Raw genomic sequence first — 16,370 nt, 5'->3', positions numbered from 1 at the left:
GTAGTTCCTATGCCCACTCTCATGCAGCGCCTGCAGAAGTTTCTCAGCGGCCCTCAGGGTCAGCGCCTCATCGCCGAGGGCCAGCGCCAGCTCGCCAAGCCGGAGAACCGGGCCCGACTGCGCAAGCTCGCGACCAAGATCCAGAATCGCCGCCGGTAGTGGTCCACAACACCGCCTCGGCCGCCTGACAGGCGGCGGCGTTGTGGAAACATGGTCGGTGTGACGTCGACCTGGACCGAACCCTCGAACACCCCTCTCGCGCTGCTGCTGCTCGGCAAGGGCACCGACCCGGCCAGTGAGCGCGGCGTCGACTGCCCCGGCGACCTGCCCGCCCCGAGCGATCCCGACCTGGTCGCCCGGGCCACCGCCGCGAAGGCCGCGCTCGGCGACCGCGTGTTCGTGCTGGGGCACCACTACCAGCGCGACGAGGTCATCCAGTTCGCCGATGTCACCGGCGACTCCTTCAAGCTCGCCCGCGAGGCCGCCGCCCGGCCCGCCGCCGAGTTCATCGTCTTCTGCGGCGTGCACTTCATGGCCGAGAGCGCCGACATCCTCACAACTCACGCGCAGCGGGTCGTGCTGCCCGATCTCGCCGCCGGCTGCTCGATGGCCGACATGGCCGTGCTGGGCCAGGTCGAGACCGCGTGGGACCACTTCACCGAGCTCGGCATCGTCGACGAGATCGTGCCCGTCACCTATATGAACAGCTCGGCGGACATCAAGGGCTTCGTCGGCCGCAACGGCGGCGTGGTCTGCACCTCGTCCAACGCCGAGCGCGCCCTGACCTGGGCGTACGAGCAGGGTCAGAAGGTGTTCTTCCTGCCCGACCAGCACCTGGGCCGCAACACGGCGGTGCTGGAGATGGGCTTCTCCCTCGACGACTGCGTGCTCTACGACCCGCACAAGCCGCACGGCGGGCTCACCCCGGAGCAGCTTCGCGACGCCAAGATGATCCTGTGGCGCGGGCACTGCTCGGTGCACGGCCGCTTCACGCTCGACAGCGTTCGCGAGGTTCGCGAGCGCGTGCCCGGCGTCACCGTGCTGGTCCACCCGGAATGCCGACACGAGGTCGTCCGTGCGGCCGACATGGTCGGGTCGACCGAATACATCATCAAGGCGCTCGAGGCGGCGCCCGCCGGTTCGGCCTGGGCGGTCGGCACGGAACTCAATCTGGTCCGCCGGATGGCTCTGGCCCACCCGGACAAAAAGATCATGTTCCTCGACAAGGCCGTCTGCTATTGCTCCACGATGAATCGCATTGATTTGCCCCACCTTGTGTGGGCTCTCGAGGAGCTTGTGGCGGGCCGGGTGCCCAACCAGATCACGGTCGACGCGGACACGGCGAAATATGCCCGGATCGCCCTCGACCAGATGCTGGCACTGCCGTAACAGTCACTTTCCGTAATCGGTGATGCGCCCTGCGCTGCGCCGTTTCTTTTTGTTGCCTTAATCATCCGCTATTCGTGCCACCTTGAGCGGTGTGATGATTTCTGCAACGGTCACGCAGCGCTATGCTGCCCGGGCGGCTGCGCCGGGTCCCCCACCAGACGCAGCACCGAAATAACGCTCCGGGCGCTCCCGCGTCCGATTCTGGAGGTTGCGTTGACCGACGACGTCCTGGCCGTACACGGCGGCGCGCCGCTGCACGGGCAGATCCGGGTCCGTGGCGCCAAGAACCTGGTTTCCAAGGCCATGGTCGCCGCCCTGCTGGGCGAGTCGCCGAGCCGCCTCTACGACGTGCCGGGCATCCGCGACGTGGAGGTCGTCCGCGGCCTGCTCGAGCTGCACGGCGTCAAGGTGACCGACGGCGCCGACGACGGCGAGCTCGTGATGGACCCCACCAACGTGGAGAGGGCCAGCAGCGACGAGATCAACGTGCACGCCGGTTCCTCGCGCATCCCCATCCTGTTCTGCGGCCCGCTGCTGCACCGGCTCGGGCACGCGTTCATCCCCGACCTCGGCGGCTGCCACATCGGGCCGCGCCCGATCGACTTCCACATCCAGGCGCTGCGCCAGTTCGGCGCGGTCGTCGACAAGACGCCCGAGGGCATGCACCTGACGGCGCCGAACGGGCTGCACGGCACCAAGTTCGAACTGCCGTACCCGAGCGTCGGCGCGACCGAGCAGGTGCTGCTCACCGCGGTGCGCGCCGAGGGCGTCACCGAGCTGCGCAACGCCGCCATCGAGCCGGAGATCATCGACCTCATCTGCGTGCTGCAGAAGATGGGCGCGATCATCACCGTGCACACCGACCGGGTCATCGAGATCCTCGGCGTGCCGAAGCTGAGCGGCTACAACCACAAGCCCATCCCGGACCGGATCGAGGCCGCCAGCTGGGCCGCCGCCGCGCTCGCCACCCGCGGCGAGATCGAGGTGCTCGGCGCCCAGCAGGCCGACATGATGACGTTCCTGAACGTCTTCCGCTCGATCGGCGGCCAGTTCGAGGTCACCGAGGCCCGCGTGCCGCGCCCCGGCGTGAGCGGCGTCGAGGGCGGCATCAAGTTCTGGCACCCCGGCGGCGAGCTGCAGGCCGTGGCGCTCGAGACCGACGTGCACCCCGGCTTCATGACCGACTGGCAGCAGCCGCTGGTGGTCGCGCTGACCCAGGCCCGCGGCCTGTCGATCATGCACGAGACCGTGTACGAGCAGCGCCTGGGCTACACCGAGGCGCTCAACTCGATGGGCGCGACGATCCAGGTCTACCGCGACTGCCTCGGCGGCACCCCCTGCCGCTTCGGCCGCCGCAACTTCATCCACTCCGCCGTGATCGCCGGCCCCAGCAAGCTGCACGCGGCCGATCTGGTCATTCCGGACCTGCGCGCGGGCTTCAGCCACCTCATCGCGGCGCTGGCCGCCGAGGGCACCTCCCGGGTGTACGGCGTCGACCTGATCAATCGCGGCTACGAGGACTTCGAGGCGAAACTCGCCGCGCTGGGCGCGCACACCGAACGCCTCTAAGCGTCACGGCTGCGCTCACAGCGTTGCCGCTTCGCTCACAGCGTTGATGCTTCGCTCACAGCGTTGATGCTTCGCTCACAGCGTCACTGCCCGCTTACACCGCGTCGCCGATCTCCGGATCGGCGGCGCGGTTTCGGCTTTCCGGCGGCGCTTGGCTACGCTGCTGGGGTGCCCTCGCTGTTTCGCCGAAAGTCCACCGAACTCGTCGCCGACGCCGTCGAGGAGGTGACCACGTCCGAGCCCGCCACACCGCGGCCCAAGGGCTACACACCTTCCAAGAAGGAGCTAGGCCTCCAGACGCCCAAACGGCAGAGCGGCCAGCGGCGACACGACGCGGTGCAGGCCCCGGCCAACCGCCGCGAGGCCTACAAGCAGATGCGCGAGCGCCAGCGCCAGGAGCGCTCCGAGGCATCGGCCGGCATGCGCGCCGGCGACGAGCGCTACCTGCTGGCCCGCGACCGAGGCCCGGAGCGAGCCCTGGTGCGCGCCATCGTCGACTCCCGCCGCACCGCCGGCACCTGGTTCTTCGTCGGCGCCATCATCGTGTTCATCGGCTCGACCGGCAACATGCCGATCCAGGTCCAGATCGGCTCCAACGTCCTCTGGGCCGTGCTGGCCATCACGGTCATCATCGACAGCATCCTGATCTCCCGCCGGATCAAGAAGCTGGTGACCGAGCGCTTCCCGAACACGACGCAGCGAATGGGCTCCCTCTACCTGTACGGCATCATGCGCGGCCTCACGTTCCGCCGCATGCGCGTGCCGAAGCCGCAGGTCGAGCTCGGCGACCAGGTCTGAGCGGTCGGGCGGGCCGGCGTGAGCGATCCCGGCCAGCCCTAGGCGATCCCGGCCAGCCCTAGGCGATCCCGGCCAGCCCTAGGCGATCCCGGCCAGCCCTAGGCGATCCCGGCCAGGCGCAGCAGGGCCGCCGTGAGCGCGGCGGCCAGCACCACCACCACGAAGGGCGCCCGCCGCCAGGCCAGCAGCGCGCCGACGGCCACCCCGGCCGGACGCGCCACCCCCGCGAACCCGCTGCCCTCTATCAGCGCCGCCGTGCCCGCCAGGGCCGCCAGCAGCGTCGCGGCGGCCATCGGCAGCAGGCGCTGGAGCCGATCGGAAAGCTCCAGGCGGTCGCGCAGCAGCACCCCGCTCAGCCGCATGACATAGGTGCCCACGGCCAGCACGACGATCGACGCGATCAGCACGGCACCTCCTCCTTCCTGGGCCCGCCCTCCTGCCCGGGCCCGCCCTCATGCACGGGCCCGCCGCCCTTGTGCCCGGAACCACCATCCGGACCGGGGCCACCCTCCTGCGCGGAGCCACCCTCAGGACCGGGGCCACCCTCAGGACCGGGGCCACCCTTGTGCCCGGAGCCAACCTCCGGCCCGGGGCCACCCCTGTGTCCAGGGCCGCCGTCGTCCGGAGCCCGCCGGCGTGGTCTGAACAAGGCGACCAGCCCCACCAGCGCACACAGCACCGGCAGGCCCGCCGGCAGCACCGGGGTCAACAACACCGCCACGGCCGCGCCGCTGAGGGCTACGGCACACGTCGCCCGGTCCCGCAGCGACGGCAGGATCAGGGCGATGAGTCCCGCCGGGAAGGCCGCGTCGAGTCCCAGCGCGGCCGGGTCGCCGGTGCCGCCGAGCAGGACACCCAAGGCTGTCCCCGCGTTCCAGGAGATGAACAACGTGGCGCCGATCAGCCAGTACGTGCGCCGCCGTCGAGCGGGATCCTGCTCGCGCAGGGTGAAGGCCACCACCTCGTCGGTCATCAGGTGGCTGCCGACGAGCCGGTCCCGCCACCGGGCGCCGATCGTGCCGGCGACCGCGAGGCCGAACGGCAGGTGGCGGGCGTTGAGCAGCAGGCCGGCGAGGACGGCCGCGAGCGGATTGCCCGCCGCGAGGAGGCCGACCGCGAGAAACTGGGAGCCCCCGGCGAACACCGCCGTCGACATCACGAACGGCACCCACGTCGGCAGCCCGTACGCGATCGCGATGGCCCCGAACGACGCTCCCACCGCCACCGTCGCGGCGGCGATCGCGGCCGCGTCCCGCAGGAGAGCGCGATCCGGTGTTCGCGATGACGTACGCATGGTTCAAAATAATGAACGACGCCCCGAGCGTTCGTCAAACCGAACGGACCGACCGATGGAGTGAACAATGTCGCAGCCGGCGTCGCCGCTCGCCACCATCGCCGCCGCCCTGCGCCGCGAGCGGGAGCGGGCCGGCATCTCGCTCGCCGAACTCGCCCGCCGGGCCGGGCTGGCCAAGTCCACCCTGTCCCAGCTCGAAAACGGCAGCGGCAACCCCAGCATCGAGACGCTGTGGTCGCTGGGCGTCGCCCTGGGCGTGCCCTTCAGCCGGCTCGTCGAACCGCCGGCGCCCACCGTCCGCGTCGTCCGGGCCGGCGACAAGCCCCGGCTCCGCGCCGACCAGGCCGACTTCGCCGCCAGCCTGCTCGCCGCCGGCTCCACCCACGCCCGGCGCGACCTCTACGTCATGGAGCTGGAACCCGGCCAGCCCCGGGAGGCCGAGGCGCACATCCCCGGCAGCGTCGAACACGTGATCGTGGCGGGCGGACGGCTCCGCGCGGGCCCGACGGGCGAATGCGTCGACCTCAGCCCCGGCGACTACGTCGCCTTCCCCGGCGACGTCCCCCACCACTACGAAGCCCTCGAGCCCGGCACGTGGGCGGTCCTGCTGATGGAACACCGCTAGGGCCGGTACCACTCAGGGCTTGACGAGATCGATCCGGCTGCGCAGCGGTCGCCCAAGACCCAAGGTCGTGACAAGTTCCTCGGCCTCAGCCAAGTCGCCGAGGTCGAACTCACCGCTGCGAGCAGTAGTCCAGAAGTCGTCGGCCTCCGCGGTGACGTCAGGGGCGAAGGTCAGTTCCAGTTCGATCTGCACGGTGTCCGCAAGGTCTGGATCGAGGTCGTCCTCGCGGTCCGACGCCTCGCCCGGCACGCCGTCATGCCACTCGACGGCCGGGACGGAGAAACGTCGAACCAGCAGCAATCCCGGCAGATCCCGCTGCCAACCGAACACACCGAAGTCCACGATCAGCGTGTCCGCCTCGACGTCGTCACCCTCCCATCGATCGAAGAGACCTTCCAACGGCACGGCCAGGAACGCGCGGAAGGAGCGCCAGGCGAGGCCCACGTCCTCGATCCGGTCAGGATCGCCGCCCTCCGCCACGACCGACCGGCGCAGTTCCCGCGCTCCGTCACGCCACGAAATCGCTGTCATGGGCGCTATTTGATCACCCGAGACAGGCATGACCGGCCGGCCCTAGGAGCGGTACAGCCGCGCCACGACGTCTTCGATGTCTGGTTCGACGAGGGAGAGGTCTCGGACCGATGCCAGCGCGGTGAGTTCGGCGACCACTGCGCCGGCCGCGGAGGACAGCAGGTCGAATGACGCCCGGTGGCCGTCGGCTTCGAGCGACACCAGCTCCGCGCCCGGGACGGCGAAGTCCGCGGGCAGGGGCGCGTCCAGGTCCGCGACCAGGCGGCGGCGCGAGCCGTACCGGGAGTGGAGCGCCTCGATCGTGCCGTCGTGCACCACGCGTCCGTGGTCGATCACCACCAGGCGCCGGCACAACCGTTCGATGTCGGCGAGGTCGTGGGTGGTCAGCACCAGCGTCACCGCGCCCGAGGCACCGAGTTCGGCCAGGAAGGATCTGACCGCCTGCTTGCTGACGACGTCCAGTCCGATCGTCGGCTCGTCCAGGAACAGCACCGACGGGCCGTGCAGCAGGGCGGCGGTCAACTCGCCGCGCATCCGCTGGCCCAGCGAGAGCTGGCGGACCGGAGTGTCCAGGAACTCGTCCAGTTCCAGCAGCGTCCGGCATCGGCGCAGGCGAGCGGCGTGCGCGTCGGCCGGCACGCGGTAGACGTGGCGCAGCAGCGCGAACGAGTCCCGCAGCGGAAGATCCCACCACAGCTGCGAACGCTGCCCGAACACCACGCCGATGGTCAGCGCCAGGCGGGTGCGCTGCGGCACCGGGGTCAGGCCGCACACCGACACCGCGCCCGCCGACGGGGCCAGCACGCCGGTCAGCATCTTCAGGGTCGTCGACTTGCCCGCGCCGTTCGGGCCGATGTAGCCGACCATCTCGCCGGCCGCCACGGACAGGTCGATGCCGTCGACGGCGGTCACCGTCCGCTTCTCGCGGCGCAGGACGCCCTTGCGTACCCGTACGGTGAAATCCTTGCGCAGGCCGTGCATCTCGATCACGTTCATGAGCCCGTACTCCGGTAATGCCTGATCCCCGCGCGCCACACCGACCAGGCGGCGGCGACGGCGACCAGGGCGACCAATGGTGAGACGAAGCCCGTCCAGACAGGCAGGCCAAGCGGGTCGGCGCGGCCCAGCAGCGCCAGCGCCGGCTGATAGGCCACGAAACCGAAGCCCATCCCGTACGCGAAAATCGCCCGGAACCAGCCCTCGTAGACGGAGGTGGGATAGGCGCTGAAGTCCCGGCCGCCGTAGGTGAACGCGTTGCCGATCTCGCCGGACTCGACCCACCAGAACGCCAGGCTGGCGCTGATGACGAAGATCGACCCGAAGAACAACGCGCCGGCGATCGGCGCGGCGACGATGAGCGCGAGCCGGGCCGGGGTCCAGTCGAGGTCGTTGAGCCGCAGCGCGACGACGAGCACCGCGCCGGCGGCGACCACCCGCAGGGCCTTGCGCATCGGCAGATCCATGAGCACGAGCTGCGGCAACGCGCCGAGCGGGCGCACCAGCACGGCATCCAACGTGCCGGCACGCACATAGCTCTGGAGCCGGTCGATGTTGCCCACCACGAAGTCGGCGGCCGCGAACCCGCACGAGGAGAGGCTGACCACGAGCAGCCCCTCGGCCATCGTGAAGCCGGCGATCGTTGTCGCCGTCTGGAAGAACACCAGCACAGCGACGACGTCGAGCAGCCCGCCGATGACGTTGGTGCACAGCTCCACAACGAAGGACGCCCGGTAGGACGCCAGCGACCGCCACTGCCCGGCGAACAGCGCCGCGTACGCCCGCAGCTCAGCCACCCTGCACCACCAGCCGCCGCTCGGCGCGCCGCTGGACGGCCGCGGCAAGGGCCAGCAGGGCGGCGGCCCACACCGCCTGCAGTGCGACCAGGCCCACCTGGATCGGCGTCGGATCGCGCTCGACCAGCACATCCAGCGGCGTTTGCAGCAGACCCGGGAACGGCGTGGCGACCCACAACGTCGCCGCCAGCCAGTCCGGCAGGAACCGCAGCGGAAAATACAGCCCGGCCAGGATGCCGGCCGACAGCGTCCAGAGAATGATGGGGCCGCGCGCGTCGTGCAGCCAGTACGCGGTCGCGTTGACTAGGAAACGCAGGCCCAGGCTCGCGACCACGGACAGCACGATCGAGAGCGCGAAGAGCGGGACCGTGAACCATCTGCTGGGGGCGTACAAATCGAAGAAAAGCGCGCCCACGGCGAGCGGCGGCAGGAAGCGGAAGATCATCGCGTGGCCGGCCCGCCCCAGGTCAGGAGCCAGAAAGCCGACTACCACGGGTACGGGACGCAGCAGGTCCGAGGCCACGTCGCCGGAACGGACGCGGTCGGCGAGCTCGGTCCACCCCCACAGCGACACCACGGTGAGCAGGCCCTGGCCCACCCAGACGAACGTGGCGAGCTGAGCCGTGTCGTAACCGCCCGGTCGACCCCCGGCGACCCCCGCCGCGACAGCGAGCAGAACGTAACAGCGGAGGAACCCGAAGACGATATTCGTGAACGATCCGGCTATGGTCGCCTGCCGGTAGGTCGCGTACCTCCGGAAACCCGACCAGGAAAGCGCACCGAACGTAGTGACCGAATCCCGGAATGGATGGCGGGGAGAGATCGCAGGCACCCTGGCGTCGAGCCCGTGCACGCCGTTAATCTCCTCTCACAACCCCGCAGTTCTCACACCCCGCAGTGGAGCCGGGCGACTGTACCCGGTGCGCCGCCCTGCCGCCGAGCAATTTTCGACAAGGTGGAACGTCGTCGTGACGCAGCGTAGGCAGACATCCGGCACCCGCACGGGTACCCGATGAACGGCTGGAGCTCGCACGTCGGCGCGGGCGCGTGGGACGACGAACCAGCCTGGGTCTACGAGATCACCTGGGAATGGCAGCCCCTGCCGGGCCAGCGCTACCCGGGCGACCCGGGCCACCGCCGAGCCGTCCACCACCCGGTCTACGACGCGGCCGCGGCCGCCGAGGCTGCGGCGTCGTGGGATGCGGACTTCCGGACCATCGCCCAGGCCTCCGGGCCGCCTGTTTCCGGGCCGCCTGTCTCTGGACCGCCTGTCTCTGGACCGCCTGTTTCCGGGGCGCCGGGCTACCAGTCCGGCGGGGCCTCGTCTGGACCCGATTGGTCCGGGTCGCCGGTTCGGCCGTCCAGCGGGTGGGTGGGTAACGCCTCAGGTCAGTCAGGTTGGTCAGGCTCTCCGGCGCCGGGGCGTCCGGTCTCTGGGCGTCCTGCTTCTGGGCGTCCTGCTTCTGGGCGTCCGACTTCTGGGCGTCCGGTCTCTCCGGCGGGGCGACCCGTTTCTCCGGCGGCGGGGCGGGCAACGGTCGGACGGCCGCCGCAGCCCCCGCCGTCGTGGACGGCGCCGCCCGATCAGCCGCCGGCCTCGCAGCAGCCGTCCTGGAACCAACCCACGCCGCTGCCAGAACGCGGCCCGCGGGGTCCTCATCAGGCTGGCGCCCACGGTCCCGGCCAGGCTGGCCCGCACGATGCCGGCCAGGCTGGCCCGCACGATGCCGGCCAGGCTGGCCCGCACGGTGCCGGCCAGAGCGGTCCCAGGCAGGGCGGCACCGGTCAGGGTGGCCCGCTTGTCTCCGGTCATGGTGGCCCGCGTGGTTCCGGCCAGGGGGGTCCGCATGGTTCCGGCCAGGGGGGTCCGCTCGGCCCGGGGCAGCCTGCTCGGCCTTCCCCCGGCGGACGCCCGCCCGCTCCGGAGCCGTCGCCGTGGGCACCCCGGCCGGACGCGCAGCGCTCGGGCACGCCCTACGACCCGGACGCGCCCCACGGCTCGAACGCACCCCACGGATCGCGTGCGCCTTATGGCTCGGGTGCGCCTTATGGCTCGAATGCATCCCACGGCTCGGGTGCGCCCCACGGCTCGGGTGCGCCCCACGGCTCGGGTGCGCCCCACGGCTCGGGTGCGCCCCACGGCTCGGACGTGGTCTACGGGGAGCCGCGTTTCGCCGGGCCCCGTCCGGAGCCACGGTCCGCCAAGCCCTACGGGGATCCGCGCTCCGCCGCGCCCTACCGTGAGTCCGGTTATGCGGGTCCTCACCGGGAACCGGGATATCCAGCGACACGGCCCGAGACCGGACCTCCGACCCCTCCCCCGGCCTCGCGCTCGCCGCAGCCGGAGGTGCACGGGCTTGATACCCGCCCGTCCGCGCCCCACCCGGAGCGCCACGTTCCGCCGCCCGGCGCGCCCTACCCGGCACGGCCGGAACCGCGCGGCTACCAGCAGCCGGATCCCCGCCGCCAAGAACTACCAGACCCGCGACACCCGCAGTCACGGGACGCCCACCGCGCAGAACCGTCGACCGCGCATCGTCCAGAGCAATGGGACATGCGCCGCCCACAGCCGTCGGACCCGCGCCACCCTGAGCCATCCGACCCGCGCCACGCGGAGCCGTCGGACATGCGTCGTCCGGAGCAGTCGGACGCGCGTCGTCCGGAGCCATCCGACCTGCGCCACGCGGAGCCGTCGGACATGCGTCGTCCGGAGCAGTCGGACGCGCGTCGTGCGGAGCCGTCGGAGCTGCGGCCGTCGGCACCGCGACGCGGCATGCACAACGCCGAGCCCCCGACCGATCCTCGATTCCCGGCGCCGCTGCAGAACCGGCCGGATGCGCATGCCCCTCGCCAGGCCTGGCATCCGCTAGAGGCGGCACCTCAGCAGTCCGCCCCGGCCGCCCGGCCGCCGGTCGTGCCGCCCCAGGAGGAGTGGTCCTGGCCGGCCGTTCCGGAGAACCCGCCTACGCCACAACAGCCGGTGCAGTACCGGGCAGAACCTGCGGCGCCTCCCTTCGAGTCGCAGGGCGGGCACGCCCCGGCGGCGTCAACCAGCCCGTGGGCGCCGGCCACGACGCCGCCCGTTTCCGACGGGTCCAAGCCCGCGACTTCGGGCACCGCCGTGCCCGCATGGGAGCCCGCCACACCGGTCACCACCACACCCGAGCCCGCGACTGCGGCGGCTGCGGCTGCGGCCACCGCCGTGCCCGAAACCACCACACCGGCCGCCGCCGCACCTGAGGCCGCGGCTACGCCCACTGCGGTGACTGAGCACGCCACACCGGCCACCGTTGTACACGAGGAGCCCGAGCCCGCCGCAGCCGAGCCTGCCGCTCCCCGGTTGCCCGTCGCGGATCCCGCTGCATCTGGGTCCGGTGTTCAGGAAGCCGTGCCGGTGGAAGCGCCGGTTTCAGGAACGTCCGGCTCGCGAGGGGCGGTTGGTAATGCCGCGTCGAACCCGACGGCCGAGAGCGACGAGGTGCTAGCTGGCGCCGATGCGTCCGCCGAGGAGGAGAGCGGACGGGGGCTCGGGTGGCTGCTCTCCCAGAGCGGTCTCGGCGCCATCACCCCGGCGCATAACTCCCAGCCGGTGTCGCCCGCCGTGGGCATGGCCGGCGAAGGGTCCCCGGCCGGTCCGGTCAGCGGTTCGCCGACCAGTGGTGTGCCCATCAGTGGTGAGTCCATCAGTGGTGAGCCCGTCAGCGGTGGGCCCATCAGCGGTGCGCCGATCGGCAGCGGGCCGACCAGTGCTGCCCAGACCAGCGGCATGCCCGTCAGCGGCGAGGCGGCGGTCAAGGCCGACTGGTTCTCGCCTTCGGCCGAGGTCCAACTCGTCGCCGAGCGCCCGGATCCCGCCGAGAAGCCGGACGGGCCCTCCGCGTCTGCGGACGATGCCGCTTCGACGCCGAACGATGACGCCAGTCACGACGTCACCCCCGTCCAGGACCAGCCCACCGCGCCTGAAGACAGCGCGGCTCCCGTCCAGGAGGCGCTCGCGGCGCCGCAGGACGATGTCGTCGAGGCTCGGGGGGAAACCAACGAACCCGGTGACGAGCCTGCCTCGATCGAGGCGGATTCCGAGACCCACGCCGAGCCGGTCGAGGCTCAGACCGAGGCCCAGCCCGAGCCCGAGAACCAGCCCGAGCCCGGGAACCAGCCCGAGCCCGAGGCCCAGCTCGAGCCCGAGAACCAGCCCGAGCCCGAGAACCAGCCCGAGCCCGAGAACCAGCCGGAGCCTGAGCCCGCGAAAGCCGAGGCCGCTCAGGCCCAGGCCGAGCCCACAGAGGCCGAGCCCGCTGACGCGCAAGTCGAGACCGGCGAGACCCAAGCTGAGCCCGCTGAGCACGCGGACGCCCCAGTCGACCAGTCAGCAGACGCGGAAACGCCCGACAACGATCCGGCGGCCACGCACGCCGAGCCAAGGACCGGCGATCAGGCCGAGACTCAGCTCGAGCCTCCGACCGAGACACAGGTTGCGGCACAGGCCGAGACACAGGTTGCGGCACAGGCCGAGACACAGGTTGCGGCACAGGCCGAGACACAGGTTGCGGCACAGGCCGAGACGCAGGCCGAGACGCAGGCCGAGGCAGCGGTCGAAACGCAGGCTGAGGCAGAGGTCGAGACGCGGACTCAGGATCGGGCTGAGGAGCGGCCCGCTGAGCCGGAACCGGATTCCGTCGTGGCGGATCGCGGTGCTGTCGGCCGTACCGAAAATGCGGTTCGGGCGCCCAGTATGCAGCTGCCGACGCTCTCCGTCGCTCCGCCGCCGGAGCCGGAGGTGGAGCCCGTTCCCCGGCTCGCCGACCCGGAGCAGGTGCTTGCCGCGTACCCGTGGGAAGTTGATCCGGTGACCTTGCGGGAGACCGCCGCCGAGCCGGACCGGATGCGGGCAGTGCGGGATCGGCTTACCGACAAGCTGGAGTATGCCGAGCGGGATGCCGTGCGGGCCCGGCTGCTGAGCCTGCGGGCCGTGGTGAGCCGGGTGCTCGGCGAGTTTGGCCGGGCGCTGGCCGACGCGCGGGAGGCGTTGCGGCATGCCGAGGCTACCGGGGAGCTGCGGCAGGTCGCGATCGTGCAGGCTCGGCTCGCGCATGTGCAGCATTGGCGGGGCGATTTCGCCGAGGCCGACCGGCTCTACGAGGAGGCGAACTCCGTCGAGCTGCCGGGGCTGCTCCGGGCCGAGATGCACGTGAACGCCGGCAAGTCCTGTTATGAGCAGGGGCGTTATCTCGAGGCCTGTAACCATTTCGAGCTGGCGTTGGAGCTGCGGCGGGTCGAGGATCCCGATCTTGTGGCCCGGACCGAGGCCGCGTTGGACGCGGTCATGGCTCGGGTGCAGGAGACCGGGTGGGGGCCCTATCCGCGTTCGCGCGAGGAGATTCTTCAGCAGAGCCGTCCGCCGCAGCCGGCTTCGGACCATGAGACCGGACTTTTCGGGTACGCGGACAGCGACGGCGATCTCGTCATCGCCGCCGAGTACGCCCAGGCTCAACCCTTCCGTGAGGGTGCCGCGTGGGTGCGACGCGTGGACGCCGACGCGTGGGAGCTCGTCGACGAGGCGGGGACGCTGCTGATCGATGCCACATCCGGTTATGTGCGGGCGTTGCCGTTCTCGGACGGGCTGGCGTGGGTGTCGCGGGAGCCGGACGGCGGCTGGTTCGCCGTCGACTGGCACAACCGGGTGATCGTGCCGGGCGGGTTCGACGAGGTGCGGCCGTTCCTGCGGGGTGTGGCGCCGGTGCGTCGCGAGGGCTGGGGTGCGCTCGACCGGCATGGGCGGATCGTGGTGCCGCTGGCGTACGAGGGTTTCGCTACCGCGTTGACGGGCGTCGGGCAGCCGGTGGACGGGTTCACCGAGGAGGGGCTCGCGGTCGTCGGGGCGCAGGACCGGTTCGGGGTCGTCGACCGTACGGGTCAGCTGCTCGTGCCGGCGGTGCACGCGCGGGTGCTCATCCACCCGGTCGCGTACGTGATCGGTGACCCGCAGGGGCGGTGGGGTGCCCTCGACCGGCAGGGTGAGCCGATCGTCGACGTGGTGCACGCGGAGCCCGCGGACGTCATCCAGGAGATCGAGCGGCTGCTCGCCGACACCCGGCCGGTTCTGTAAGGGACGGGTAGGGTCGGCGGACATGGAGTTCCGTCATCTCGGCCGTTCCGGACTGCTGGTCAGTGAGATCGCCTACGGCAACTGGATCACCCATGGTTCCCAGGTCGAGGAGGAGGCCGCCGCCGCGTGTGTGCGGGCCGCGCTCGACGTGGGGATCACCACGTTCGACACCGCGGACGCGTACGCGAACACCCGGGCCGAGGAAGTGCTCGGCCGGGCGCTGAAGGGCGAACGGCGCGAGGGGCTGGAGATCTTCACCAAGGTCTTCTGGCCGACCGGGCCGGGTCCCAACGACCGCGGCCTGTCCCGCAAGCACGTCATGGAGTCGATCAACGGCTCGCTGCGCCGGTTGCGGATGGACTACGTCGACCTGTACCAGGCGCACCGCTTCGACCACTCGACGCCGATCGAGGAGACGATGGAGGCGTTCGCCGACATCGTGCACTCGGGCAAGGCGCTCTACATCGGCGTCTCGGAGTGGACCGCGGCGCAGATCCGTCAGGGCTGGGAGCTGGCGCGGGAGCTGAAGTTCCGGCTCGTCTCCAACCAGCCGCAGTATTCGATGCTGTGGCGGGTCATCGAGGCCGAGGTGGTGCCGACCTGCGAGGAGCTGGGCCTGGGCCAGGTGGTCTGGTCACCGGTCGCGCAGGGGGTGCTCACCGGCAAGTACGCGCCGGGTGAGCAGCCGCCGGCCGGTTCGCGGGCCACGGACGACAAGTCGGGCGCGGACTTCATCAAGCGCCTGATGACCGACGAGGTGCTCGACACGGTGCAGCGGCTCCGGCCGCTCGCGGAGCAGGCCGGGCTGTCGATGGCCCAGCTGGCGGTCGCCTGGGTGCTGCAGAACCCGAACGTCTCGTCGGCGATCATCGGGGCGTCGCGGCCCGAGCAGGTCCACGACAACGCCAAGGCCTCCGGGGTGCGCCTCGAGGCGGATCTGATGACGGCGATCGACGAGGTGATCGGCGCTCTGGCCGAGCGGGATCCCGCGCGAACGCAGAGCCCGGCCCGCCGGCCCTGAGCCGCCAGGCTCCGAGCGCGTCAGCGCTCGGAGCCGTCAGCGGCTGAGCCTGCCAGCGCTCGGAGCCGTCAGCGGCTGAGCCTGCCAGCGGCCGGAGCCGTCAGCGGCTGAGCCTGCCAGCGGCGGACCCCGTCAGCGGTCGGACCAGAAGCGCATGAACTCGAGGCCGTACTGGCCGATCTCGGGCACGCCGATCAGCCCGGCGAGCCAGGTCACCAGAGCGAAGAAGTAGTGGTTGACCGTCGGCTGCCAGAGCAGCATGAACAGCAGGATGAACCCGTACGGCGCGAACAGGTCGTAGGTGCGCCGGTAGGCCGGGCTCATCCAGGGCTGCAGCAGGTTGCCGCCGTCGAGGCCCGGCACGGGGAGCAGGTTGAGCACGCTGGCGGTCACCTGGAGGAACGCCAGCGCGCCCAGGGCGAGCCAGAACGGGCCGTGCTCGCCGAGTACGACGACCTCACCGGAGCCGGTCAGCGCGAGCCGCAGGTCGTCGCCCGCCCCGAACGCGAACGGCGCCGCCAGCAGCAGGGCGAAGAGCACGTTGGTGGCCGGCCCGGCCGCGCTGATCAGCGACTCCTTGACCTTGTTTCGGACGTGCGCGTGGTCCACCCAGACCGCGCCGCCGGGCAGGCCGATGCCGCCGAGCACGACGATGACCAGCGGCAGCACGATCGACAGCAGGGGATGGCTGTATTTCAGCGGGTTCAGCGTCAGGTAGCCGCGGTCGGCCACGCCCCGGTCGCCGGAGAAGTAGGCGACCAGTGCGTGGGCGTACTCGTGCAGGCAGAGCGACAGCACCCAGCCGGACAGGACCAGCAGGAAGACGTCGACGCGGACGTTGCCGTACCCGGTCCAGGTCATCCACCCGCTGACCGCGACGAGCGCGAGGATGCCGACGAAGACGGGGCTCGGCACGAAGGCGCTGCGCGGTGTCCCGCGGCTGACCTGGAAGCTGCTCACTCGGCCGGCAGCAGACTCATCGTGTAGTCGACCCGGTCGTCCTCGACCAGGGTGACCTGGGCGACCCCGCCGGCGCCCAGGTCGCGCCATGCCTGGCCGATCCACGACTCGGCGTCGGCCTGGCTGCTGAACGTCTCGGCGGGGCCGTCCACCGGCTGCCCGTCGACGTTCTCGTACCGCCAGCTCCACGGCATGCGGTCGCCCTCCTCGATGTCGGGACTGTGCTTGCCGTCCCACCCTACGGTGTGCGCGCCGCACCGCAGTGTCAGGTGGCGTTCGGGTCG

Annotated in this window: 15 protein-coding genes; 7 read left to right on the top strand and 8 right to left on the bottom strand. The window is 71.3% G+C overall.

Going from position 1 to position 16,370, the window contains the following annotated elements; translation table 11 throughout:
* Positions 1-9: 9 nt before the first annotated feature.
* The 4 genes from AB0M36_RS21165 to AB0M36_RS21150 all read left to right on the top strand — a co-directional run bounded on the left by AB0M36_RS21165 (position 10) and on the right by AB0M36_RS21150 (position 3,756).
* Positions 10-159: a hypothetical protein gene (locus AB0M36_RS21165; RefSeq protein WP_364159978.1), complete on the top strand. Its 150-nt coding sequence runs from the start codon at positions 10-12 to the stop codon at positions 157-159.
* 60 nt (positions 160-219) lie between these two features.
* Entirely contained in the window at positions 220-1,389 is a 1,170-nt protein-coding gene (gene nadA, locus AB0M36_RS21160; protein WP_364159976.1) for a quinolinate synthase NadA, read from the top strand.
* A gap of 213 nt (positions 1,390-1,602) precedes the next feature.
* Positions 1,603-2,958 (top strand): UDP-N-acetylglucosamine 1-carboxyvinyltransferase, encoded by a 1,356-nt coding sequence (murA, locus tag AB0M36_RS21155; RefSeq protein WP_364159974.1) that lies wholly within the window; start codon positions 1,603-1,605, stop codon positions 2,956-2,958.
* Between the two features lie 168 nt (positions 2,959-3,126).
* The gene (locus AB0M36_RS21150) at positions 3,127-3,756 is read left to right on the top strand and encodes a DUF3043 domain-containing protein (protein ID WP_364159972.1); all 630 of its coding nucleotides are present in this window, start codon (positions 3,127-3,129) and stop codon (positions 3,754-3,756) included.
* A gap of 98 nt (positions 3,757-3,854) precedes the next feature.
* Here AB0M36_RS21150 and AB0M36_RS21145 read toward each other — a convergent pair whose 3' ends face one another.
* Positions 3,855-4,163, bottom strand: a complete 309-nt coding sequence (locus tag AB0M36_RS21145) for an AzlD domain-containing protein (protein ID WP_364159970.1) — start codon at positions 4,161-4,163, stop codon at positions 3,855-3,857.
* On the bottom strand, positions 4,157-5,050 hold the full coding sequence (locus tag AB0M36_RS21140; RefSeq protein WP_364159968.1) for an AzlC family ABC transporter permease: 894 nt from the start codon (positions 5,048-5,050) through the stop codon (positions 4,157-4,159). Before AB0M36_RS21140 ends, AB0M36_RS21145 begins: the two co-directional genes overlap by 7 nt.
* Positions 5,051-5,117: 67 nt before the next feature.
* Here AB0M36_RS21140 and AB0M36_RS21135 point away from each other — a divergent pair, with 67 nt between their 5' ends.
* Positions 5,118-5,675 (top strand): XRE family transcriptional regulator, encoded by a 558-nt coding sequence (locus tag AB0M36_RS21135; protein ID WP_364159966.1) that lies wholly within the window; start codon positions 5,118-5,120, stop codon positions 5,673-5,675.
* Between the two features lie 12 nt (positions 5,676-5,687).
* Here the strand turns inward: AB0M36_RS21135 and AB0M36_RS21130 are convergent, their stop codons facing one another.
* From AB0M36_RS21130 to AB0M36_RS21115, 4 genes are all read right to left on the bottom strand, one after another.
* Positions 5,688-6,155, bottom strand: a complete 468-nt coding sequence (locus AB0M36_RS21130; protein ID WP_364159964.1) for a hypothetical protein — start codon at positions 6,153-6,155, stop codon at positions 5,688-5,690.
* Between the two features lie 93 nt (positions 6,156-6,248).
* Complete coding sequence (locus AB0M36_RS21125; protein WP_364159962.1) at positions 6,249-7,202, bottom strand: ATP-binding cassette domain-containing protein; 954 nt, start codon at positions 7,200-7,202, stop codon at positions 6,249-6,251.
* On the bottom strand, positions 7,199-7,999 hold the full coding sequence (locus AB0M36_RS21120) for an ABC-2 family transporter protein (protein WP_364159960.1): 801 nt from the start codon (positions 7,997-7,999) through the stop codon (positions 7,199-7,201). Before AB0M36_RS21120 ends, AB0M36_RS21125 begins: the two co-directional genes overlap by 4 nt.
* Entirely contained in the window at positions 7,992-8,852 is an 861-nt protein-coding gene (locus AB0M36_RS21115) for an ABC-2 family transporter protein (protein WP_364159958.1), read from the bottom strand. The genes AB0M36_RS21120 and AB0M36_RS21115 overlap by 8 nt, the downstream gene beginning before the upstream one ends.
* A 2,625-nt stretch (positions 8,853-11,477) precedes the next feature.
* On the opposite strand from AB0M36_RS21115, the gene AB0M36_RS21110 reads away from it, so the two are divergent.
* Entirely contained in the window at positions 11,478-14,105 is a 2,628-nt protein-coding gene (locus AB0M36_RS21110) for a WG repeat-containing protein (protein ID WP_364159956.1), read from the top strand.
* A 22-nt stretch (positions 14,106-14,127) separates the two neighbouring features.
* Entirely contained in the window at positions 14,128-15,126 is a 999-nt protein-coding gene (locus AB0M36_RS21105) for an aldo/keto reductase family protein (RefSeq protein ID WP_364159954.1), read from the top strand.
* A gap of 132 nt (positions 15,127-15,258) precedes the next feature.
* On the opposite strand, the gene AB0M36_RS21100 is transcribed toward AB0M36_RS21105, so the two are convergent.
* Positions 15,259-16,086, bottom strand: coding sequence for a site-2 protease family protein (locus AB0M36_RS21100; RefSeq protein ID WP_364159952.1), 828 nt, complete (start codon positions 16,084-16,086; stop codon positions 15,259-15,261).
* Complete coding sequence (locus AB0M36_RS21095) at positions 16,083-16,280, bottom strand: hypothetical protein (RefSeq protein ID WP_364159950.1); 198 nt, start codon at positions 16,278-16,280, stop codon at positions 16,083-16,085. Before AB0M36_RS21095 ends, AB0M36_RS21100 begins: the two co-directional genes overlap by 4 nt.
* Between the last annotated feature and the right edge of the window lie 90 nt (positions 16,281-16,370).

This window comes from Actinoplanes sp. NPDC051346, assembly GCF_040682215.1.
In the GTDB taxonomy this organism is placed as follows: Bacteria; Actinomycetota; Actinomycetes; order Mycobacteriales; family Micromonosporaceae; genus Actinoplanes.
Note: the sequence above shows the minus strand (reverse complement) of the source record. Positions and strands in the feature narration are given on the sequence as shown.